A 21,479-nucleotide genomic window follows, 5' to 3' on the forward strand; every position below is an offset into this window, starting at 1 on the left:
GAGACTGACGGCCTGAATGGGCAACTGGATCGGCATCCGCAGCGGTGCGGTGGATGCCAGATGTGCCAACGTCACGCTGCCCAGCAGTTCACCGATGGCGCGTGAGACTCTCTGCCAGTTGTCGGCCACGCCACAGGTGTTGACCAACTCGCAATCGCCATCGGCGTGGCTGCATTCCGTGACGGCCACTGGACCTTCGATGGCGCTGATGATGTCACTGGCCGTGATGTCACTGGCGGGTCGCGCCAGACGGTAGCCCCCCTGCGCCCCACGACGTGACTCCAGCAATCCGGCGCGTACCAGCGCCTTCAGGGTCTTGCTGACGGTGGGGTGCGGCAACTGAACGCTTTCCGCGAGATCGATCGCTGCATGGGCCGACTCCGGCTCGCGAGCGATGCGCGCCATCACCACGGCGGCATAATCGGTCATTCTGGAAAGCTTCAGCATCTTGCCTCCACTGCGGGGTTATCAATTGGGGACCATTTTAGTCCTGTATCAGAACGATGTGAAGCCAAGCACCCAGCGAAAACGCCAAATTGCGGCCTGGGCAACCAGTTTGCCGACAAGATAGGTCATGATCAGTCGTGGAACGGATTGCGCAGCACGATAGTCTCGTTGCGATCCGGGCCGGTGGAGATGATGTCGATCGGCACGCCGACCTGCTCTTCCAGGAAGCTGATGTAGGCACGGGCATTGGCCGGCAGCTTCTCGACTTCACGCACGCCGATGGTGGAGTCGCTCCAGCCCGGCAGGTCCTGATAGAGCGGCTCGATGGCTTCATAGCCTTCGGAATCCACCGGGTTGTCCAGCACGTCGCCATCCTTGCTGCGATAGCCGATGCAGACCCGGATGTTCTCGAGACCATCCAGCACGTCCAGCTTGGTCAGGCAGATGCCGCTGACCGAGTTGATCTGCACGGCGTGACGCAGGGCGACGGCATCGAACCAGCCACAACGACGCGCACGACCGGTGGTAGCACCGAATTCGTGGCCACGCTCGGCCAGGTGACGGCCGAACTCATCGAACAGCTCGGTCGGGAACGGGCCGGAACCGACACGGGTGGTGTAGGCCTTGGTGATGCCCAGCACGTAGTCGAGATACAGCGGGCCGACGCCGGAACCGGTGGCGGTGCCGCCGGCAGTGGTGTTGGAGCTGGTGACGTACGGGTAGGTACCGTGGTCGATGTCGAGCAGTGAGCCCTGAGCACCCTCGAAGAGGATGTTCTCGTTGGCCTTGCGCACGGAGTGGACCAGGTCCACGGTGTCGCAGACCATCGGACGCAGCTCTTCGGCCATTTCCATGGCTTCGTCCAGCACCTGCTGGAAGTCGACCGGCGCTTCACCGTGATAGTGCTGCAGCACGAAGTTGTGGTAGTCCAGCACTTCGCCCAGCTTGGAGGCGAAACGCTCACGGTGGAGCATGTCACCCAGACGCAGACCACGACGCGCGACCTTGTCTTCGTAGGCCGGCCCGATGCCACGACCCGTGGTGCCGATCTTGGCGACACCACGCGCCTTCTCGCGCGCCTGATCCAGGCGCACGTGATAGGACAGGATCAGCGGGCAAGCCGGCGACAGACGCAGACGGTCACGTACCGGCACGTCATTGGCTTCCAGCTCACGGATCTCCTTGATCAGCGCTTCCGGAGACAGCACGACGCCATTGCCGATGACGCAGGTCTTGCCCGGGTGCAGGATACCGGACGGGATCAGGTGAAGAACGGTCTTCTTGCCATCCAGCACCAGTGTATGGCCGGCGTTGTGGCCACCCTGGAAGCGCACGACGGCGCTGGCGGATTCGGTCAGCAGGTCAACGACCTTGCCCTTGCCTTCATCACCCCATTGGGTGCCGAGCACGACTACATTCTTGCCCATGATTCCTAGTCTCTTTCGGTGAATAACCGTCGGTGAAAACCCACTCACAAGTGCAGCCACCTCAAGGGCAGCTGCACCTCGGGACCTGGTGGCCCCTGCTGTTCTGCTGGCTGGCACGCATGGCCGTCAGCGGATCACGACTGCAGCGTCACGACCTGCCAGGCGCCATCGACCTGGACAAGCTCGCGGTTGCAACGGTGCGCATCGGCACCGGTGGTCTGGCCCGGTAGCGCGGCGATGACACGCTCGCCGTCGGCGCGCAGTTGATCGACACACTCGCGCAGCGCGCTGTCATTGAGCGCCGGTGCCCAGATGCCATCGCAGGCCGGAGGCTGCACGGCGAGCGACGCCAGCTGCTTCAGGTCCATCGAGAAGCCGGTGGCCGGACGCGCACGTCCGAAGGCACGCCCAGTATCGTCGTAGCGCCCGCCCTTGGCCAGCGCCTGACCGTAGCCCGGCACATAGGCCGCGAACACCATGCCGGTGTGATATTCATAACCGCGCAGTTCGGCGAGATCGAAGTACAACGTGACCTGCGGATGACGCTCACGCACGACCTGACTGAGGGCGGCAAGCTGATCCAGTGCGCCGGCGACGGCAGCGGGCGCGCCGGCAAAGGCGGTCCGGGCCTGGGCAAGAATCTCTTCATCCCCGTGCAGGTGCGGCAGGGTCTTGAGCATGCCCGCCACCACCTTGTCACCCACCACCCGATCGATCAATGCATCGAGAGCGGAATACTGCTTGCGCTCGATGGCGGCGAACAGCTCGCGCTCATGCTCGTCGCTCATGCCGGCTTCGGCGATCAAGGCACGATAGATGCCGATGTGCCCCAGCGCCAGGTGCAGCTCGCCAGCACCGGCCTGCTCGAGGCTGGTCAGTGCCAGGTGCAGGATCTCGTGGTCGGCCTCAAGGCCAGCATGACCGAACAGCTCGGCACCGACCTGCACCGGGCTGCGTCCGCCCTGATGCTTGTCCGCCTTGGTACGCAGCACGTTGGCGCAGTAGCACAGACGCACCGGCCCTTCACGATGCAGGGAGTGGGCATCCATGCGTGCCACCTGCGGGGTGACATCGGCACTGGCTCCCATCATGCGCCCGGTCATCTGATCTGTCAGCTTGAAGGTCTGAAGGTCAAGCTCGGTACCGGTGCCGGTCAGCAGGGAATCAAGGAATTCGACGGGAGGCGGCAGCACCAGGTCATAGCCGAAGCGATGATAGAGGTCGAGCAGCGCGCGGCGCAGCGCCTCCATACGGGTTGCCTGAGGCGGCAGTACCTCATCCATGCCATCCGGGAGGAGCCAGCGATCTGCGATGGTCATTGCGCTATCCTGCGAGAAATTTTTGACAAGGAGTGGCGCGTATCGCGCGTCGATAGAGGAAAAACGGCCACAAAAAAACCGGGCGGTGCCCGGTTGCAGGAGTCTAGCATGAATCCTTTCGGGATGAACCCCACCCGCCCTGCGAATCCTTGAAGAAGCGGAAGAATTCGCTATCCGGCTGGATGACCATCATGTTGCCATCACCCTTGAAGCTGTCGCGATAGGCCTGCAGCGAGCGATAGAAGCGGAAGAACTCCAGATCCGCCCCGTAGGCCGAAGCGTAGATGGCGGCCGCTGATGCGTCCCCCTCACCACGCAGGGTCTGCGCCTGCTCTTCAGCCTGTGCAAGCAATACCGAACGACGGCGGTCCGCATTGGCCTGGATCTTCTCGGCCTGCTCCTGACCCTGGGCACGATATTCACGTGCCTCACGCTGACGCTCGGTCTTCATGCGCTCATAGACCGCCTGAGAGACTTCGTCCGGCAGGTCGATGCGCTTGACGCGGATATCGAGAATCGACACCCCCAGTTCCTTGCGCATCACCGCGTCGAGCTCTTCGGTGGGCTTCTTCATCAGCGCATCACGCTGTTCGGAGATGATCTGTACCAACTCGAGCTTGCCGAACTCGTTACGCAGACTCTCGTCGACACGCGGCGCGATCAGACGCTCTGCCATCTGCTCATCACCGGACGTCGCCTCGTAGTAGCGCTTCGGGTCGATGATCTTCCACTTGACGAAGGAGTCGACGATGACCGCCTTCTTCTCGCGGGTCAGATAACGGCTCGCCTGGGCATCCAGTGTCAACACGCGCGTATCGAAGGTACGAATCGTGTTGTAGACCGGCAACTTGAAATGCAGGCCCGGCTGGATGTTGTCTTCCACCACCTCACCAAACTTGAGCTTGATGGCGCGCTGGGTCTCATCGATCGTGTAGAGGCTGTTGCTGGCGAACCAGGCAACGACGGCCAGACCCGCCACGGCCATCAGTGAGCGATTGTTGATCATTGACGACCCTCCCGACGAATGCTGTTGCTGCTGTCATTGCTGCTCTGGCTGCTGCGGCCGAGAGCGTCGCTCGCCTGTCGGGACACGCGATCCAACTCACTGCGACTCATGCCACTGGCATCCTCGGACGTGGCATTGGACTTGCCAGCCAGCTTGTCCAACGGCAGGTACATGAGGGAGTTGCCGTTCTCGACATCCACCAGCACCTTGTTGGTCTTGCCGAGCACTTCCCCCATGGTCTCGAGGTACATGCGCTCGCGGATGATCTCCGGTGCCTTCTGGTACTCGGTCAGCAGGGAAGTGAAGCGATTGGCCTCACCCTGGGACTTGGCCACCACCGACTCCTTGTACCCTTCGGCTTCCTCGATGATGCGCTGCGCCTGACCTTGAGCCGCCGGGAGAATCGAGTTCTCGTAGGCCAATGCCTGGTTGATCGTGCGCTGACGATCCTCACGAGCCTTGATGACGTCATCGAAGGAATCCTGGACCGCTGCCGGCGCCGACGTGGACTCGACGTTGATGGTCTGCAATGTCAGACCCACGCCATAGTTGTCCAGGTAGGACTGCAGACGCGACTTGACGTTGCTGGCCAGCAGCTCACGCCCGGAGGTCAGGATGTCATTCATGTCGGCGCTGCCGACTTCATGACGCAATGCAGAGTCCATGGCGTTCTCGAGGCTGACCTCAGGAGCACGCACATTGAGCAGGAAGTCACGCGGGTTGGATACCTGATACTGGACGGACATCTGCACTTCGACGATGTTCTCGTCCTGCGTCAGCATCGACTTGGTCTGGGAGAGCGAGCGCACCTTGGTGACGTTGATCTCGCGAACGTCATCGATGATCGGCGGATTCCAGTGCAGACCCGGGCCGACGATGTCGTTGTACTTGCCGAAGCGAAGCACCACGCCACGTTCGGACTGATCGACCAGATAGAAACCGGAAGCCGCCCAGATGGCGACCAGCACCACCCCGATGATGCCCGGCAGGGCAAAGGCATTGGTGCTGCCACCACTGCCGCCGTTGCCGCCCCCGCTGCCGCCACGCCCGGCTCATTCCAAGCCATACGTCGTCTCCACTCAGTCGATGTTCCGCTCGTCGTTATGATGACGCCGCCCATGCCGGCTTTCGTTGCCGGGAATCGTCCCCGGCAATTGATGACCGGTTCTTTGCTATGACACGGCGGCGCGCCCCTTGCGGGAGAAGGCCATGGCCCTGCCTGACAACCATCCTCTGCCAGGCGGCATCCGACAATCCCTACTGCGTCAGGACTTGTGCGTCACCGAGAGGCGATGCTTCTCGGCGCGCTCGGCAGACAGCTCACGCTGCCAGGCCTCACGATCATCATGCTCGCCCCCGAGGTAGGCCTCGGGAGATTCCCCAAGATGCGACAACAGCTGGAGAAAGTCGCGCTTCTCGAGACGAATGTCCATCAACGCATTGCCCTGCTCGTCATACGCTTCACTCTTGACGGCATCCAGCTCATGCAGACCGGCACGCAGGCGTGACTTCTCCGGCCCCAGCGTCAGACGGGTCGAGATGACATTGTCTGACAGCAGCTCGGAGAAGGCCTGCATCAGCAGATCCAGCCCCTTGCCGTCACGCGCCGACAACCATACGACCAGCGGACGCCCGAAGCCGTCGCGCTCGATGCGCGGCGCCATGTCGAGGCGATCGACCTTGTTCATGACCAGCAGGCGTGGCACGTCACCGGCCTCAATCTCGTTGAGCACCTCGTTGACCTGCTCGGTATTGCGATCATTTTCCGGGTCAGCCGCATCGATGACGTGCACCAGCAGGTCCGCCTCGGCGGCTTCCTGCAGGGTGGCCTGGAACGCTTCCACCAGCTTGTGCGGCAGGTGCCGAATGAAGCCGACGGTATCCGCAAGCACCGCAGGGCCCACGTCTTCCAGCTCCAGACGGCGCAGCGTCGGGTCGAGCGTGGCGAACAGCTGATCCGCCGCATAGACCTCAGAGGTGGTCAGCGCATTGAACAGCGTCGACTTGCCGGCGTTGGTATAGCCGACCAGTGACAGGCTGGGGATCTCGGCACGTGCCCGAGCACGGCGGTTCTGATCGCGCTGCTTGTGCACCTTCTCGAGCCGCTTGTGGATCGACTTGATCCGGGCACGCAGCAGACGACGGTCAGTCTCGAGCTGGGTTTCCCCCGGGCCACGCAGACCGATACCGCCCTTCTGACGCTCAAGGTGGGTCCAGCCACGCACCAGGCGGGTGGACATGTACTCGAGCTGAGCGAGCTCCACCTGCAGCTTGCCCTCGTGGGTACGCGCGCGCTGGGCAAAGATGTCGAGGATCAGACCGGTACGGTCGATCACGCGACACTGGAGCGAACCTTCAAGGTTGCGCTGCTGGGAAGGGCTCAATGAATGGTTGAAGATCACAAGCTCGGCTTGGTGCTCGGCCAGGGCCTCACGCACTTCCTCAAGCTTGCCTTCTCCGATGAACGTACGGGAGTCAGGGCGGGGCCGGCTACCCTCGATGAGGGTGGCCGGCACGGCGCCTGCCGAACGTACGAGTTCGAGGAGCTCACCGGCATCCTCGCGTTCTTTTTCGTCCCGGAAATTGACATGGACCAGGACGGCCGTTTCACCGGCTTCGGGTCGTTCGAAGAACAATCAGCGCCTCGGATTTCAGCTTTCTGTGGAGGGCACGGTCGCATCCTGGGCCGGCAGGCGCACATTGCGCGAGGGCACCACGGTTGAGATAGCGTGCTTGTAAACCATCTGGGAGACGGTATTGCGCAGCAGGATGACGAATTGATCGAAGGATTCGATCTGGCCCTGCAGCTTGATGCCGTTGACCAGGAAGATCGAGACCGGAATACGTTCCTTGCGCAGGATGTTCAGGTACGGGTCCTGGAGTGATTGACCTTTGGACATGTGACTCTCCGTAAAAAATGTCTCGTTCGAGGCAAGTATGGTTATGTTCGCCAGCGCTCCGGGTTGCCCTCTTTGGGGGGCTTCACGGGCGCGGGTCGTGACAGCTCATGTTACGCTAAGTGCTGGTCTGGCGCACGATTTTCAAGGTTTCACTGTAAGGATTTACACCCATGGAATCCACGTGGTGAATCCCCTTCCAGCTACGCAGCCAGGTCAATTGACGCTTGGCGAGCTGGCGGGTGGCAATGATGCCACGCTCACGCATCTCGTCACGCGTCAGATGCCCCTCCAGATAATCCCACACCTGACGATAGCCGACACAGCGTATCGAGGGCAGCCCGGGGTGCAGCTCCGGGCGAGCCTTCAGCGCTTCGACCTCGCCAATCAGGCCCTGTTCCAGCATCTGGTCAAAACGCGTCTCGATACGTTCATGTAACACGGCTCTGTCATGGGGCGCCAGTGCGATCGGGATCGGCCGGAACGGAAGCTCGGCTTCCGGCTGCTCCGCGAGCAGCTCCGTCATCGAGCGCCCGCTCAACAGACAGACTTCCAGCGCACGTGTCAGACGCTGCGGGTCCGAGGGCCGGATCCTCTCGGCGCTCGCCGGATCCAGCCTGGCAAGCTGCGCATGCAGCGCCGGCAGCCCTTCGTCTCTGGCGCGTGCTTCCAGCTGTTCACGCAGCGCGGGATCCGCCGCCGGCAGCTCCGCCACACCTTCCAGCAGCCGCTTGAAGTACATCATGGTGCCGCCGACCAGCAGCGGCATCTTGCCGCGGGACTGGATCTCGGCGATATGCGCCAGTGCATCGCGACGAAACTCCGCTGCCGAATAGCTCTCCAGCGGGTCCAGGAAGTCAATCAACCGGTGCGGCGCCCGCGCCAGCTCTTCGGCGCTGGGCTTGGCGGTCCCGATGTCCATGCCACGATAGATCAGCGCGGAATCGACGCTCACCAGCTCCGCCCCCTGCTCCTCGTGCCAGCGGATGGCCAGGTCCGTCTTGCCGGAGGCTGTCGGCCCCATCAACAGCATGACGGGCGGTTTGTCAGCCATCTCATGCGCGGCACGGGGGGAAATGTCGGGGGATTGCGTCTGGGTCATGACCTATTGTCTGGGCTAGGAGGTGAATCAAGGGTGAACCACTGTCGATACCGGGCAGACTTACTGCCCGCGCAGGAACAGCTTGTCGAGTTCATTCATGGAAAGTTCGGTCCAGGTAGGACGGCCATGATTGCACTGACCGGAGCGCTCGGTGCGCTCCATGTCTCGCAGCAGGGCATTCATCTCGGGGACCGTCAGACGACGATTGGCCCGCACGCTGCCCCGACAGGCCATGTCCGCGAGCAGCTCATTCATGTGAGCTTCCATGCGATCGCTGCGGCCGTAACGCTCGAGATCCTCCAGCATGCCGCGCACCAGTGGCTCGACATCGGCATTGCCGAGCACCACCGGCACCTGTCGCACCAGCAGGGTTTCCGGTCCGGCGGCGTCCAGCTCGACACCCAGACGCGTGAATGCCTCGGATTCGCGCTCGAAGGTACCCATCTCGCGCGAACTGACGGCAAGTGACACCGGCACCAGCAGCGGCTGGGCCTCCAGATGACCGCCGCCATGCACATGGCGCTTCATGCGCTCGTAGGTGATGCGCTCATGGGCGGCGTGCATGTCGACCATCACCAGTCCACGCGAGGTCTGCGACAGGATGTAGACCCCGTGCAGCTGCGCGATGGCGTAGCCCAGCGGTGGCGTATCATCCTCGGCGCTCTGGGCTGGCAGGCCACGCATCACTCACCTTGGCGCATCCCTTCGCCCAGGGTGACACGCGGGGCGCGTCGCGCCTCGCGCTCGGCACTGGCGATGGCGGCAAGGTCGCGAGCAGCGCCATGCTCAAGCGTCGTGCCCGCTGGCCCGCCACCCGGCGTCAGCAGATGGTCTTCGCTGGGATGCAACGCACGATAGCCGGCCATGAACTGACGCACCCGCTCAGCACTCAGGCGCTCGCTGGAGCGGCCATCTCCGGCCGGCGGCAGCTGTGACGATGGCTTCCAGGTCGCGGCAGCGCCTGACGGCTCACCTGCAGCGGCTGACTGATCCTTCCCGGCCGACGCACCACCACCAGGGGATGACTGCGCTGACGCACCATGCTCCTGCGCATCCTGCTCCTGACGCCCGAGACGCATGCCCTGCTGCTGCCAGCCGGGATCCTCCTCCTTCTCCTGGCCCTCGATACCGGTGGGCGCGGCGCTGTTGTCACCGGGGCGCACCTCGGCCAGTGCCTTGTGCAGGCTGGAGAACAGGAAGTCGTGCACCAGGCGTCCGTCGCGGAAGCGCACTTCGTGCTTGGTGGGGTGAACGTTGACATCCACCACCGTGGGGTCCAGCTCCAGATAGAGCACGAACACCGGATGCCGGCCGTGGAACAGCACGTCGCGATAGGCCTGACGCACGGCATGCGCGACCAGACGGTCACGCACCACGCGGCCATTGACGAAGAAATACTGCTGGTCCGCCTGGGCACGCGAATGCGTCGGCAAGCCGACCCAGCCGGAGAGACGCAAGCCGGAGGCCTCGATATCCAGATGCAGCGCATGCTCGAGGAAGTTGCGGCCCAGCAGTGCGCCGATCCGTCGCTCCACCGTCAGCGTGTCCTCGCCGGCACGCAGCTGATGCACCACCTTCTGGTTGTGGCGCAACGTCCAGCCGATGTCGTGACGCGACAGCGCGAGACGCCGGAAGCTTTCCTCGACATGGCCGAATTCGGTCTTCTCGGTACGCATGAACTTGCGACGCGCCGGCGTATTGAAGAACAGGTCACGCACGGCCACGCTGGTGCCACGCGGATGGGGCGCCGGCGAGACACGCGGCGACATCTCACGGCCTTCCGCCACCACCCGCCAGCCATTGGCGGGCTCATCTGAGACGTTCGAGAACAGCTCCAAGCGCGAGACCGAGCTGATCGAGGCCAATGCCTCCCCTCGAAAGCCGAGACTCGCCACTCCTTCCAGGTCATCAAGGCTCTCGATCTTGCTGGTCGCGTGACGTGACAGGGCCAGCGGCAGATCCTCCTCGGTGATGCCGCAGCCGTTGTCACGCACGCGAATCAGCCGCGCACCGCCGCCTTCCAGTTCCAACTCGATGCGCGTACTGCCGGCATCGATGGCGTTCTCGACCAGCTCCTTGACCACGGAGGCCGGTCGCTCCACCACCTCGCCCGCCGCGATCTGGTTGGCAAGACGCGGATTGAGGATGCGGATACGCCGCTCACGTGTTTCAGCGACATCCGTATCAGATGGCTCGACGGACATGGAAGAACTCCTGATTATGCATGCGTAGAGGGCTCAGCCGCGCGGAATCTTGAGCACCTGACCGACGCGGACCGTGTCCCCGCTCATGCCATTGGCCTGCTTCAGCGCGGCCATGCTCACGTTGTGACGCTGTGCGACTTCCGACAGCGTATCGCCACTCTTGACGCGATACTCGCCACCGTTGCCGCCTCGTGCCTGGCTGCGTCGCCATGCCAGCAGGCTGGCAGGCGGCGGATTGCGCTCGAAGTGACTCTGGATACCCGAGAAGATCGAGCGCGCCAGCTTTTCCTGATAGGCGCCACTGTTGAGGTTGCGCTCTTCCTGGGGATTGGAGATGAAGCCCGTCTCCACCAGCAGAGACGGGATGTCCGGCGACTTGAGCACCACGAACCCGGCCTGCTCCACCTGACGCTTGTGCAGCGAGTTGATGCGGCCCAGATTGGCCAGCACGCCGCTGCCTGCCGCCAATGAATCATTGAGCGTGGCGGTCATGGTCAGATCCAGCAGCACGCCGCGCAGCATCTCATCCTTGTCATTCAGGCTGAGGTTGCCATCCACGCCGCCGATCAGGTCAGCACGGTTCTCGGTGGCCGCCAGCCAGCGGGCGGTCTCTGAGGTGGCGCCTCGGCTGGAAAGCGCAAAGACCGAGCTGCCATGCGGCCGCGGACTGTTGAAGGCGTCGGCGTGCACCGAGACGAAGAAGTCTGCCTTCTGCTCACGCGCGATCTCGGTACGCTTGCGCAGCGGGATGTAGTAATCGCTGTTGCGGGTCAGGATGGCCTTGAAGCCGGGCTGCTCGTCGAACATGCGCTTGAGACGCTTGCCGATCTTGAGCACCACATCCTTCTCCTTGGTGCCGCTCGGGCCGCTGGCGCCCGGGTCCTCACCGCCGTGACCGGGGTCAATGGCGATGATGATATCGCGCTTGGGATGCGTCGCCGCCTTGCTGCTCGGCAGCGGCGCGGCAGGCTCGCCCTTCAGCTTGCGCTTGGCTGCCGCCTGCTCCTGCTCGCGGATACGGGCTTCGATCGGGTCAATGGGATTCTCGACCGCAGACTCGCCCGGGAACTCGAGATCCACCACCAGACGGTTGCCGTACTTGTCGTTCGGCGCCAGCGTGAAGTCCTTGGGATTGACCTGGCGCGTCAGATCCAGCACGACCCGCAGGGCATCGTCCTGTCGTCCGGTACGGATCGCCTTGATGGCACTGCCTTCCAGATCCAGCGCATCGAGCTTGCGCTTCACCGCGTTGCTGGCCACCTCGCTTGCCGCGAGGTCGATCACCAGACGCCGAGGATTGTCGAGGCTGAAGATGTTGGCACTGGCTGCGCTATCGAGATCGAACACCAGCCGCGTGTGGTCCGGCGCGGTCCACAACCGCAGATTCTCGACCTTGGCGGCCAGCGCCTGGGGAGCGAGCGCGAGACTTGCCAGCGAGCACATCACCCCCCCGGCGCCATCATGCCTGAGAGGCGCGTCGCTCGGCCAGTGCCTCAAGCCAACCCTCTCCTCGCGGTGTGAGGGCATGCAACTCGGCCTCGCGGCCCTGCTCGGCGACGGACAACGTCACGCGCAGGTCCGGCACCGGCAGGAAGCCCTGACCACAGCTTGGCCACTCGATCAGCGCCAGGCTGCCATCGGCAAGCAGGTCTCGCCCGCCGATGAACTCAAGCTCCTCCGGGTCAGCCAGCCGGTAGAGATCGAAATGATTGATGTGCCATTCGCCGCCCTCGGGACGTGGCAACACATAGGGCTCCACCAGGGTATAGGTCGGACTCTTCACCGCCCCCTCATGCCCGTAGGCACGAAGCACGCCACGCGTGAGAGTCGTCTTGCCGGCCCCCAGCTCACCTTCCAGGAACACCAGCCCGCGGCCGGCAAGGACGTCGCCCAGCTGGCTGCCAAAGGCAACCTGGGCATTTTCATCAGACAGGAGTATGCGCATTTCGGGCCCGTGGATTGAGCAATAAATGCATATAGGATGCCAGATCACCCGCGAGCAGGCCACGCTCGCCGCGCTCCTGCACCGCACGGTCGGCGGCCAAGGCGTGCACCAGCACGCCGACCCGTGCCGCCTGCGCCATGCAACGCGTGACATGCGCCGCCTGTGCCGTGCCCTGCTCATGGGTGCGTGACTGGCGTGCATCGAAGCCACCATTGAGCGCCTGGGCCGCCAGCCCCGCGATGATGCCGCCCAGCACGTCCCCCATGCCGCCACTGGCCATGCCGGGATTGCCATAGGGACACAGCGCCACGTCTGGCCCTTCCAGTACGCCGGCGGGACTGGCAATCAGACTGCCGGCCCCCTTGAGCACTACACTGCCGCCATATCTTTGCTGCAGGGCGCGCACGGCGCCGGGCCGGTCCTGCTCGACCTGTGCCACGGAGCAGCCCAGCAGGCGCGCCGCCTCTCCAGGATGTGGCGTCAACACCCAATCGTCACGACGGATCACCTCACCTTCACCGGCTCGCCAGGCCAGCAGGCTCAGGGCGTCGGCATCCACCACCAGCGGCTGATCGGCCGCGAGCACGCGAGACAGTCCTCCCCAGCCCCACAACAGGCTCTCCAGCGGCTCCGTCCCCATGCCGGGGCCGACCAGTGTCACGCTGGCCTGTGCCATCTGGGCTTCCAGTACGGCAAACCCGTCGTGACTGCTGCCCTCCGGCCCGCTCTTGAGACCACGCACCATGACTTCCGGGCAGCGTGTCAGGCTGGCGCTGACATGCGCCGGCGCGGTAAGCAGCGCCACCTTGCCGGCACCGGCACGCGCGGCGGCTTCACTGGCCAGCAGAACGGAGCCGCCAAGCCCCGGCCCGCCGCCAAAGACCAGCACGCTGCCGGCATCCCCCTTGTGCGCCAGCGGAGAGCGCGGCACCAGCTCGGTCTCCAGCCAGCGCGGCGTGAGGCGCTGCACGGACTCGCACGCCAGCAACGCTGCCGTTCGGGTCTGCTTGACCACCTCCGGCAGCACCCGAGCCGCACCAAGCCGCGCCAGACTGACGTGTCCGGCATGCAGCTCGGCGCGCCCGGTGTGCAGACCCGGCTTGTCGACCAGAAATGTCAGCGTGACATCCGCCTCCACGGCGACACCGGCCACCGCCCCCGTGGCGGCATCAAGCCCCGAGGGCACATCCAGCGCCATGACATGCGCGCCCTCCCGGTGACGTTGGTTGATCAGCTCGATGGCGTGGGCGACCGCGCCGCGGGGCGCCTCGCGCAGACCGATACCGGTCAGGGCGTCCAGCAGCAATGGCCAGCCCTTCACCAATGATTCTGCCGCTCGACCCCGGCTTCCCGCGCGGCAATCGCGGCCAGCTGGGCATCGCCCGTCAATTGCGCCTCATCCTTCAAAGCGATGATGCGCACCTCGAACCCCGCCAGCTGAGCGAGACGCGCCACCAGATAGCCGTCGCCCGCATTGTTGCCGCCACCACACAGGACACACAATCTGCGCGTCTCGGGCCATCGCTGCCGCAGCAGGTCGAAGGCTGACTGCGCCGCCCGCCCCATCAGACGCTTGTCCACCGACGCTTCAGGCAAGCCGTTGGTCATCGAGACGGTCTCTTCCGCCAGCAGCCAATGCTCGAGGTCACGCAGCGCCGCGATGGGCCACAGGCAATTGACCGAACGCCACAAGGCTTGAGTGGCGGATGATGACTCGCGCGTCGCCGACCCTCAGGCCATGGCGGAACTGGCAGCCCGCATCAAGACATGGGGGCGCGAACTGGGGTTTCAGCAGGTCGGGATCACCGATGTCGACCTCTCGGAACACGAGGCCTACCTGGAACGTTGGCTGGCCAATGGTCATCACGGCGAGATGAACTTCATGGCCAAGCACGGCACCAGGCGCACGCGCCCGGAGGAGCTAGTGCCCGGCACGCTGCGCGTCATCAGCGTGCGCCTCGACTACCTGCCGCCCGAGGTCGAGACCACCCAGGTACTCAGTCAGCCCGAGCGCGCCTACGTCTCACGCTACGCGCTGGGACGCGATTACCACAAGCTGATGCGCAAGCGGCTGGCCAACCTGGCCAAGCAGATAGAGAAGGAAGTCGGCACGTTCGGCTACCGCGCCTTCGTCGACTCCGCTCCGGTCATGGAGCGCGCGCTGGCCCAGAAGGCCGGTATCGGCTGGTTCGGCAAGAACGCCATGCTGATGAACCAGCAGGCTGGCTGCCTGTTCTTCCTGGGCGAACTCTACACCGACCTGCCTCTGCCGGTGGATGCCCCCTTCGAGAAGGAACACTGTGGCAGCTGCAACGCCTGCAAGGTCGCCTGCCCGACGGATGCCATCGTCGAGGACAAGGTCATCGATGCACGCCGCTGCATCTCCTACCTGACCATCGAGCTGGATGGCGCCATCCCCGAAGAATTCCGCCGTGCCATGGGCAACCGCATCTATGGCTGCGACGACTGCCAGCTGTTCTGCCCCTTCACGCGCTTTGCCAAGGCGACCCAGGAGGCGGATTTCTCGCCACGCCATGATCTGGATCGCATCGAGCTGATCCGGCTGTTCTGCTGGGGGGAGCAGGAGTTCCTCGACAAGACGCAAGGCAGCCCCATCCGGCGTATCGGCTATGAGAAGTGGCTCTCCAACATCGCCATCGGGCTGGGCAATGCGCCCTGGTCGGAGCAGGTCGAGCATGTCCTGCGTGCCCGCCTGCCCTATCCCAGCGAGCCACTGCGCGAGCACGTGCGCTGGGCACTGAAGGAGCAAGCCATCAAGCGCGGCGCCCGTCTGGCCACCGCGCTCTGAGACTCTCACGCTGCGTCGTTCAGACGATGCCCTGCTGGGTCAGCTTGAGGAAGGTTTTGCGGTAATGCGCAAGCTCCGCCAGTGACTCGCGGATATCATCCATCGCCTGGTGAGTCGCCCGCTTCTTGAAACCGTCCAGCGCGGCCGGATTCCAGCGCTTGGCGAGTTCCTTGAGGGTCGAGACATCGATGTTGCGGTAGTGGAAGAACGCTTCCAGCAACGGCATCTCATGCTGCAGGAAACGGCGGTCCTGATGCACGCTGTTGCCGCACATCGGCGAGGCGCCTGCCGCCACGTGGCGGGCCAGGAACTCGAGAGTCTGACGTTCGGCTTCGGCGGTATCGATTTGACTTTCCTTGACGCGCGTCACCAGTCCGGACTCACCGTGGGTGCGCGTGTTCCACTCATCCATCGCCTCCAGCAGGCTGTCCGGCTGATGCACGGCCAGCACCGGCCCTTCGGCAATCAGGTTGAGATCTCCGTCGGTGACCAGCGTGGCCACCTCGATGATGCGCTCACGCGCGGGGTCCAGCCCGGTCATTTCCAGGTCGATCCAGATGAGTCGATCGGCCTGCGCGGTGGGATTTGCCATGGGTCACTCCTTGCTGAACGGGGAATGGGAAGACGCTGAGGATCCGCCTGTGACGGCAGTATCACACGCCATCCCGGGGTGCCGCACGACACCCGAGGGCGCAAAGGGTACAATCGCGCCGCAGAGGGGGGAAGACGCTCCCATCCCTGGCGAACGAACGGCGACCGGAGTCACCAGCCAAGCATGAGCAAACGCAAGCTAAGCCGCCAGCAACAATGGCGCATCGAGAAGGTCCAGGCCGAGCGTACCAAGCGCGCAGAAAAGCGCGAGACGCAGGACCGCGACAAGCTCGACGCCGGCGAATACGGCCCGGAACAGCACGGCCGTGTCATTGCCCACTACGGGCGCAGCCTGGAAGTCGAAAGTGAATCCGGCAGCCTGCATCGCTGCCACCTGCGCGCCAACCTGGAGACGCTGGTCACCGGTGACCGCGTGATCTGGCGTGAAGCCAGCGACGCCACGGGTGTGGTGGTGGCACGCGGTGCCCGCACTACCGAGCTTGAACGCCCGGACATGCGGGGGGTGCTCAAGCCGGTGGCCGCCAACATCGACCAGATCATGATCGTGTTCGCCGCCGAACCCGCGCCACAACCCAACCTGATCGACCGCTACCTGATCGCTGCGGAAGCCACCGGCATCACGCCGGTGCTGGTGCTCAACAAGGTTGACCTCCTGCCCGAGAGCGGTGGTGTGCTGCGTGACCTGCTGGCACGCTACGAGGCACTCGGCTACGACGTCGTCGCCTGTACCACGCGCGGCGAGGCAGGCCTGGACGCCCTGAAGGCACAGCTGAGCGATCGCACCTCGGTGTTCGTCGGTCAGAGTGGCGTCGGCAAGTCGTCACTGGTCGGCATGCTGCTGCCCCGAGAAGAGATACGTGTCGGCCCGCTCTCCACCGAATCACGCCAGGGCATGCACACCACCACCACGGCCTGGCTCTATCACATGCCGGACGGCGGTGATCTGATCGACTCACCCGGTATCCGTGAATTCGGCCTGGTGCACCTGACGCCGGAGCAGGTCACCGATGGTTTCCGTGAATTCCACGACTACCTGGGGCTATGCCGCTTCCGTGACTGCAAGCACGAGAAGGAGCCGGGCTGCGCCCTGCTCCAGGCGGTCGACAGCGGCGAGATAGGCCGCGTGCGCTTTGACAGCTACAAGAAGATCCTGCTGTCACTGACCGAGAGCTGAACGTGCGCTCATCAGCGCCTGACGCTTGGCATCGAAACGCTTGTAGCGCGTCAGCGGCGTGATGATGCGCGCCGCGCTTCGCCATCGAGGCGATGGAAGTTGACACGGTTCTGGCCGGCGAAGGCACCGATCAAGGCGCGCACCTTGTTGGGGTTGGTCAGCGAGAACGCCGGGTGCTCCATCAGGAAGCGCAAGACCGGTGCGCCCACCCTGGCTGATACCGGCCGCCGATTCGATATAGGCGTTGGCAGGGCTGGTGCCCAGCGGTGCGGAGACCAGCGCCGAGAAGGCATCGACCATCATCGAGCGACGGATGTTGCGCGGGTCACCATTCTCATCCTTCAGATTGCCCGCCTCAGCGACCGCCATGAAGGTGGACAGGGCATCGAAGAACCTGCTCATTGGCGTGATAGAGCGCGACGAAATCATCGCGCAGTGCCGTGGCCAGTTGCGCCTTGGCGGTCTTGCGCGCCCAGTGGATGGCATCGACATCGACGGGTGGTCGCCACGATGCCGATGATCAAGGCGCCATGGATACGTCTGGCGACCAGAACCGCCGTCAGCGCCAGCCCGATCATGAAGATCACCAGCGAGGGCGTCATGGGGGCGACACTGACCACGGTGACGGGGTTGGACACGATCAGCTTGGCATTCACCAGCCCGATCAGGGTGATGAACAGGCCGATACCGCAGGCAATCGCATAGCGCAGCTGAGCGGACCAGACGTCGCACGTTGAACAGCGCCAGGATGGCGAAGATGACACCCGCCCAGAAGACGCACCCCAGCGCGACCTCCCAGCGCATGCCGGTCCCCAGCACCATGGTGTAGGCGAACAGGGCATTGATGCCCATGCCCGGTGCCACCAGGATCGGATTGCGGGCGTACAGTCCCATCATCAGGCTGCCGAAGAAGCTGACCAGCACGGTGGCGGTCAGTGCGGCACTGAACGGCATACCCGTAGCGGACAGGATGCCGGGATTGACCACGATGATGTACATCGAAGCCAGGAAGGTGGCAATGCCTGCCAGCACTTCCGTGCGCGTCGTGGTGCCTTCGGCGCGAAGTGAAAAGAGGCGCTCGAACAAGGTGAGACTCCCGTGGACTAGGTCGCGATTGGTTGGAAACGGACCGGCATCTTCCGCGAACTGCGCGGTGCGCAGCATGGCGACGTCTTCGATGCGCTTGACCGGCGCCGAATTCATGTCGGCGGAGAAGGTCTGGTCACGATAGACGGTGAAGCCTTCCTTCAGGGACAGCTGGAACCAGTCACGGCAGGTGACGCGATTGCCGGACCAGTTGTGGAAGTACTCGTGTGCCACCACCCCTTCGACGCGCTGGAAGGCAGCGTCGGTGGTGGTGTCGGGATTTGCCAGCACACAGGCGCTGTTGAAGATGTTGAGACCCTTGTTCTCCATCGCGCCCATGTTGAAGTCATTGACCGCGACGATCATGAAGATATCGAGGTCATACTCGCGCCCATAGACCTCCTCATCCCACTTCATGGAGGCCTTGAGAGACATGGTGGTGAAGCTGTCGGCATGCTTGACCAGATCCCCCGCCACCAGCGCGAACAGGTAGCACGGCTTGAGGTGCGGGTCCTGCCAGGTGACGAAGTGACGGCCGCCGTCCAACTCGCCACGCTCGACGGGATTGCCGTTGGAGAGCAGGATCGGGTAGTTCGCCTTGTCCGCGATGACGGTCGACCGAGGCCATGGACCGCGAGCGCGACCTGCGCATTCGTGACTATGCCGAGCTGATCACCGAGCTGGGCGCGCGGGGCATCAGTCCCGAGCAGCATGTGGTGACGCACTGCCAGAGCCACCACCGCTCAGGCCTGACCTGGCTGGTGGGGCGTGCACTGGGGTTCGAGGACATTCGCGCCTATCCCGGTTCCTGGAAGGAATGGGGCAATCGCGAGGACACGCCGATAGAACGCTGACTGCAAGGATCAACATCGTGGATCGTGCCAAGCTGTTCTCTCTGAGCCAATACCCGTTACCCCAGCACCTGATCTCACGCCTCATCGGGCGCATCGCCGCCTGCGAGAACCCGTGGGTCAAGAACACCTTCATCGAACGTTTCATCAAGGCCTACGACGTCAACATGAACGAGGCGCTCGAGGAGAATCCGCGCGCCTACGCCTGCTTCAACGACTTCTTCACCCGTGCCCTCAAGCAAGAGGCCCGCCCCATCGAGGAAGGACTCGTCTCGCCTGCCGATGGTGTGCTGTCGCAGTTCGGAGCCATCAGCCACGGCACCCTGGTGCAGGCCAAGGGTCAGGCCTTCTCGCTGACCCAGCTGCTGGGTGGCAGCGAGGAGCGTGCCGCCCCCTTCCGCAACGGCCGCTTCGCTACCGTCTATCTGTCACCGAAGGACTATCACCGCGTCCACATGCCCCTGGCGGGCCGCCTGGTGGAGATGGCCTACGTGCCGGGACGCCTGTTCTCGGTCAATGAAGCCACCGCCACGCATGTGCCGGGCCTCTTCGCCCGCAATGAGCGCCTGGTCTGCATCTTCGAGACCGAACACGGCCCGATGGCCATGGTGCTGGTCGGCGCGATGATCGTCGCGGCGATCAAGACCGTGTGGAGCGGCCAGGTCACGCCACTGTCCGGCGATGTCGAGACGACCCGCTTCGATCAACTCATCGAGCTGGCACGGGGCGCCGAGATGGGTCGCTTCCAGCTCGGCTCCACCGTGGTGATGTGCTTCCCGGACAGCGTCGAGTTCGATGACACCCTGATGCCGGGCCAGAAGGTCAGCATGGGGCAGTCACTCGGCATGCGGCCAGCAGCGACGACTTGCCGGTCAGCCGCGCCCCGAGCGCCATCACGCGCTGGATCAGCTCACAGGTTTCCTCTCTCAGGCCCTCGAGACTCATGCCGGGGCGATACCATTCCAGCATGCAGAACCTCACCATCGCGGAAGGCACGCGCGATCTGGAAGATCGGCCCGCTGCCGGCCGCCAGCAGACGCTTCATGTGGAATTCCGGCGAGGTCTGCAGCCACATCGGCACCCGTTCACGCTCACCGGGCAATTGCAACGACGATGACAACGAGGCCAGCCCCACGTCGGTCGAGCCGGCCTGCCCCAGCACCGGCGTCTCCACCTCCAGCACCTCACGCTCGGCGAAGAAGGCCCGCACCTCATTGATCAGTCGTGCGCGCTGCACGAGTCGCTCTCGCGTCGCAGTGGGCGCCCAGTCTTGCGGCAAGGGCAGGATTGACCGGCACAAACGATGATGCCCCGCACGAGGCGAGGCATCAGAGGGATCACGACGTGAGCGAAAAGGCTCAGGCGCGCGAGACGTACTCGGCGCTGCGCGTATCGACCTTGAGCACTTCGCCCTGGTTGATGAACAGCGGGACACGCACCACGGCACCGGAAGACAGCGTCGCCGGCTTGGAGCCACCGTTGGCGGTGTCACCCTTGAGGCCCGGATCCGTCTCGACGACTTCCAGCTCGATGAAGTTCGGCGGAGTCACCGCGATCGCGTTGTCATTCCACAGCGTGATGGTGTAGACGACCTGCTCTTTCAGCCACTTGATGTTGTCGCCCAGCGCCTTGCCATCGACGGCATACTGTTCGAAGGAGCCATCGGTACGCATGAAGTGCCACATTTCCCCGTCGGTGTAGAGGTATTCCATGTCGACTTCCATGACGTCGGCAGCTTCGATGCTCTCACCGGACTTGAACGTCCGCTCCCACACACGACCGGTCTTCAGGTTGCGCAGCTTGACGCGATTGAAGGCCTGCCCCTTGCCCGGCTTGACCAGCTCATTGTCAACGATGGCACAGGGGTCATTGTCCAGCATCACTTTCAGACCGGACTTGAATTCGTTGGTAGAATAATTGGCCATCTTGCTCGCTCTCGACTCGTTAACGGGTCTTGCCCGCCATGAATTCCAGATTGCCGCCAGAAGTGATGCGCATGATAACCCGAACCTCGCCATCCTTGCATACCATCACGCATGAGACGTGCGAAAGTCACGGAGTCGTGCCCGGCGTGAATTGCGTCGGAACAGCACGGTGCCATAGCCCAACACGCTGCGCAGCGGGGTGGCGTCATCCTGCGCCACGCTGCCCGCCGGCCACAGTGCGGCCATCGCATTGCCTGCCGCCGGCAGGGCGTCCGGGCCATCGCCTTCTGGCTGGATGATGACGAGGGTGCGTGCATTGGCACGCAGAATCAGATGGGACAGCTGACGACGACTGAACCAGTCGCTATCGAAACTGACTTCCTCGAGCTCTACCAGAGCATCGAGATCGGCCCGGATCGCCGGACGCAGAATGGGGGTCATGATGCAGGCTCTCCCGCCTGTCAGCGCCCTGAGGCAGCCCTGAAATCAAGGTGTCGTGGGGCGGTAGCAATCCGCTGCATTCTGGGCATGCAGGCACGTCTTGTCTCGACCTATTTGCATGAAATTATTTCATCTTGTTGTCTATTGCGATGACGGAGATTGTTTTTCATGATGCGCTGCATTCGGCACCGCTTCGGTGCCCGCCCTTCGAGGCTACTCAATGTCCCGCCTGCG

At 63.8% G+C, this 21,479-nt stretch carries 16 protein-coding genes and 8 pseudogenes; 4 read left to right on the top strand and 20 right to left on the bottom strand.

The features are described from left to right. The 13 genes and pseudogenes from CU110_RS10485 to CU110_RS17740 all read right to left on the bottom strand — a co-directional run. Positions 1-447: pseudogene (locus CU110_RS10485) on the bottom strand (SUF system Fe-S cluster assembly regulator); the annotation flags it as partial. A gap of 131 nt (positions 448-578) precedes the next feature. Beyond that, the gene (locus CU110_RS10490) at positions 579-1,874 is read right to left on the bottom strand and encodes an adenylosuccinate synthase (protein ID WP_077372504.1); all 1,296 of its coding nucleotides are present in this window, start codon (positions 1,872-1,874) and stop codon (positions 579-581) included. 134 nt (positions 1,875-2,008) lie between these two features. Beyond that, positions 2,009-3,193, bottom strand: a complete 1,185-nt coding sequence (locus CU110_RS10495) for an ATP phosphoribosyltransferase regulatory subunit (protein WP_077372501.1) — start codon at positions 3,191-3,193, stop codon at positions 2,009-2,011. Between the two features lie 103 nt (positions 3,194-3,296). After that, positions 3,297-4,199, bottom strand: coding sequence for a protease modulator HflC (gene hflC, locus CU110_RS10500; protein WP_127735872.1), 903 nt, complete (start codon positions 4,197-4,199; stop codon positions 3,297-3,299). Further along, on the bottom strand, positions 4,196-5,167 hold the full coding sequence (gene hflK / locus CU110_RS10505; RefSeq protein WP_346427125.1) for an FtsH protease activity modulator HflK: 972 nt from the start codon (positions 5,165-5,167) through the stop codon (positions 4,196-4,198). The genes hflC and hflK overlap by 4 nt, the downstream gene beginning before the upstream one ends. A gap of 297 nt (positions 5,168-5,464) precedes the next feature. After that, the gene (gene hflX, locus CU110_RS10510; RefSeq protein WP_065392482.1) at positions 5,465-6,835 is read right to left on the bottom strand and encodes a ribosome rescue GTPase HflX; all 1,371 of its coding nucleotides are present in this window, start codon (positions 6,833-6,835) and stop codon (positions 5,465-5,467) included. Between the two features lie 15 nt (positions 6,836-6,850). Continuing rightward, positions 6,851-7,099, bottom strand: coding sequence for an RNA chaperone Hfq (hfq, locus tag CU110_RS10515; protein ID WP_065392483.1), 249 nt, complete (start codon positions 7,097-7,099; stop codon positions 6,851-6,853). 115 nt (positions 7,100-7,214) lie between these two features. Next, complete coding sequence (gene miaA / locus CU110_RS10520) at positions 7,215-8,150, bottom strand: tRNA (adenosine(37)-N6)-dimethylallyltransferase MiaA (protein WP_077372492.1); 936 nt, start codon at positions 8,148-8,150, stop codon at positions 7,215-7,217. A gap of 108 nt (positions 8,151-8,258) precedes the next feature. After that, positions 8,259-10,402: pseudogene (mutL, locus tag CU110_RS10525) on the bottom strand (DNA mismatch repair endonuclease MutL). 33 nt (positions 10,403-10,435) lie between these two features. Beyond that, positions 10,436-11,845, bottom strand: coding sequence for an N-acetylmuramoyl-L-alanine amidase (locus CU110_RS10530; RefSeq protein WP_084209056.1), 1,410 nt, complete (start codon positions 11,843-11,845; stop codon positions 10,436-10,438). 16 nt (positions 11,846-11,861) lie between these two features. Next, entirely contained in the window at positions 11,862-12,347 is a 486-nt protein-coding gene (tsaE, locus tag CU110_RS10535) for a tRNA (adenosine(37)-N6)-threonylcarbamoyltransferase complex ATPase subunit type 1 TsaE (protein ID WP_084209057.1), read from the bottom strand. Beyond that, positions 12,328-13,668: an NAD(P)H-hydrate dehydratase gene (locus tag CU110_RS10540; protein WP_127735877.1), complete on the bottom strand. Its 1,341-nt coding sequence runs from the start codon at positions 13,666-13,668 to the stop codon at positions 12,328-12,330. The genes tsaE and CU110_RS10540 overlap by 20 nt, the downstream gene beginning before the upstream one ends. Next, positions 13,665-14,039, bottom strand: coding sequence for an NAD(P)H-hydrate epimerase (locus CU110_RS17740; protein WP_127735880.1), 375 nt, complete (start codon positions 14,037-14,039; stop codon positions 13,665-13,667). The genes CU110_RS10540 and CU110_RS17740 overlap by 4 nt, the downstream gene beginning before the upstream one ends. Before the next feature lie 46 nt (positions 14,040-14,085). Here CU110_RS17740 and queG point away from each other — a divergent pair, with 46 nt between their 5' ends. Continuing rightward, positions 14,086-15,156, top strand: a complete 1,071-nt coding sequence (gene queG, locus CU110_RS10550) for a tRNA epoxyqueuosine(34) reductase QueG (RefSeq protein ID WP_127736861.1) — start codon at positions 14,086-14,088, stop codon at positions 15,154-15,156. A 19-nt stretch (positions 15,157-15,175) separates the two neighbouring features. Here the strand turns inward: queG and orn are convergent, their stop codons facing one another. Next, positions 15,176-15,748, bottom strand: a complete 573-nt coding sequence (gene orn / locus CU110_RS10555) for an oligoribonuclease (RefSeq protein WP_084209058.1) — start codon at positions 15,746-15,748, stop codon at positions 15,176-15,178. Between the two features lie 183 nt (positions 15,749-15,931). On the opposite strand from orn, the gene rsgA reads away from it, so the two are divergent. Next, entirely contained in the window at positions 15,932-16,942 is a 1,011-nt protein-coding gene (rsgA, locus tag CU110_RS10560; protein ID WP_077372474.1) for a small ribosomal subunit biogenesis GTPase RsgA, read from the top strand. Here the strand turns inward: rsgA and CU110_RS10565 are convergent. From CU110_RS10565 to CU110_RS16260, 3 pseudogenes are all read right to left on the bottom strand, one after another. Continuing rightward, a pseudogene (locus CU110_RS10565) lies at positions 16,925-17,136 on the bottom strand (aminopeptidase N C-terminal domain-containing protein); the annotation flags it as partial. The gene rsgA and the pseudogene CU110_RS10565 sit on opposite strands and share 18 nt — an antisense overlap. Beyond that, positions 17,072-17,941: pseudogene (locus tag CU110_RS17120) on the bottom strand (NCS2 family permease); the annotation flags it as partial. The pseudogenes CU110_RS10565 and CU110_RS17120, both read right to left, overlap by 65 nt. A gap of 126 nt (positions 17,942-18,067) precedes the next feature. Continuing rightward, positions 18,068-18,643, bottom strand: a pseudogene (locus tag CU110_RS16260) (M1 family aminopeptidase); the annotation flags it as partial. A 5-nt stretch (positions 18,644-18,648) separates the two neighbouring features. Here CU110_RS16260 and CU110_RS10585 point away from each other — a divergent pair. Both CU110_RS10585 and asd read left to right on the top strand, forming a co-directional pair. After that, positions 18,649-18,882: pseudogene (locus tag CU110_RS10585) on the top strand (rhodanese-like domain-containing protein); the annotation flags it as partial. 17 nt (positions 18,883-18,899) lie between these two features. Beyond that, positions 18,900-19,724 (top strand): annotated as a pseudogene (asd, locus tag CU110_RS10590) (archaetidylserine decarboxylase); the annotation flags it as partial. Between the two features lie 46 nt (positions 19,725-19,770). Here asd and CU110_RS10595 read toward each other — a convergent pair. The 3 genes and pseudogenes from CU110_RS10595 to CU110_RS10605 all read right to left on the bottom strand — a co-directional run. After that, positions 19,771-20,158 (bottom strand): annotated as a pseudogene (locus CU110_RS10595) (amino acid--tRNA ligase-related protein); the annotation flags it as partial. A gap of 79 nt (positions 20,159-20,237) precedes the next feature. Further along, positions 20,238-20,804, bottom strand: a complete 567-nt coding sequence (efp, locus tag CU110_RS10600; RefSeq protein WP_077374233.1) for an elongation factor P — start codon at positions 20,802-20,804, stop codon at positions 20,238-20,240. 105 nt (positions 20,805-20,909) lie between these two features. Continuing rightward, positions 20,910-21,245: a hypothetical protein gene (locus CU110_RS10605; RefSeq protein ID WP_127735883.1), complete on the bottom strand. Its 336-nt coding sequence runs from the start codon at positions 21,243-21,245 to the stop codon at positions 20,910-20,912. Positions 21,246-21,479 lie beyond the last annotated feature (234 nt).

The sequence above is a fragment of the Cobetia sp. ICG0124 genome (assembly GCF_004006355.1).
Taxonomy (GTDB): Bacteria; Pseudomonadota; Gammaproteobacteria; order Pseudomonadales; family Halomonadaceae; genus Cobetia; species Cobetia marina.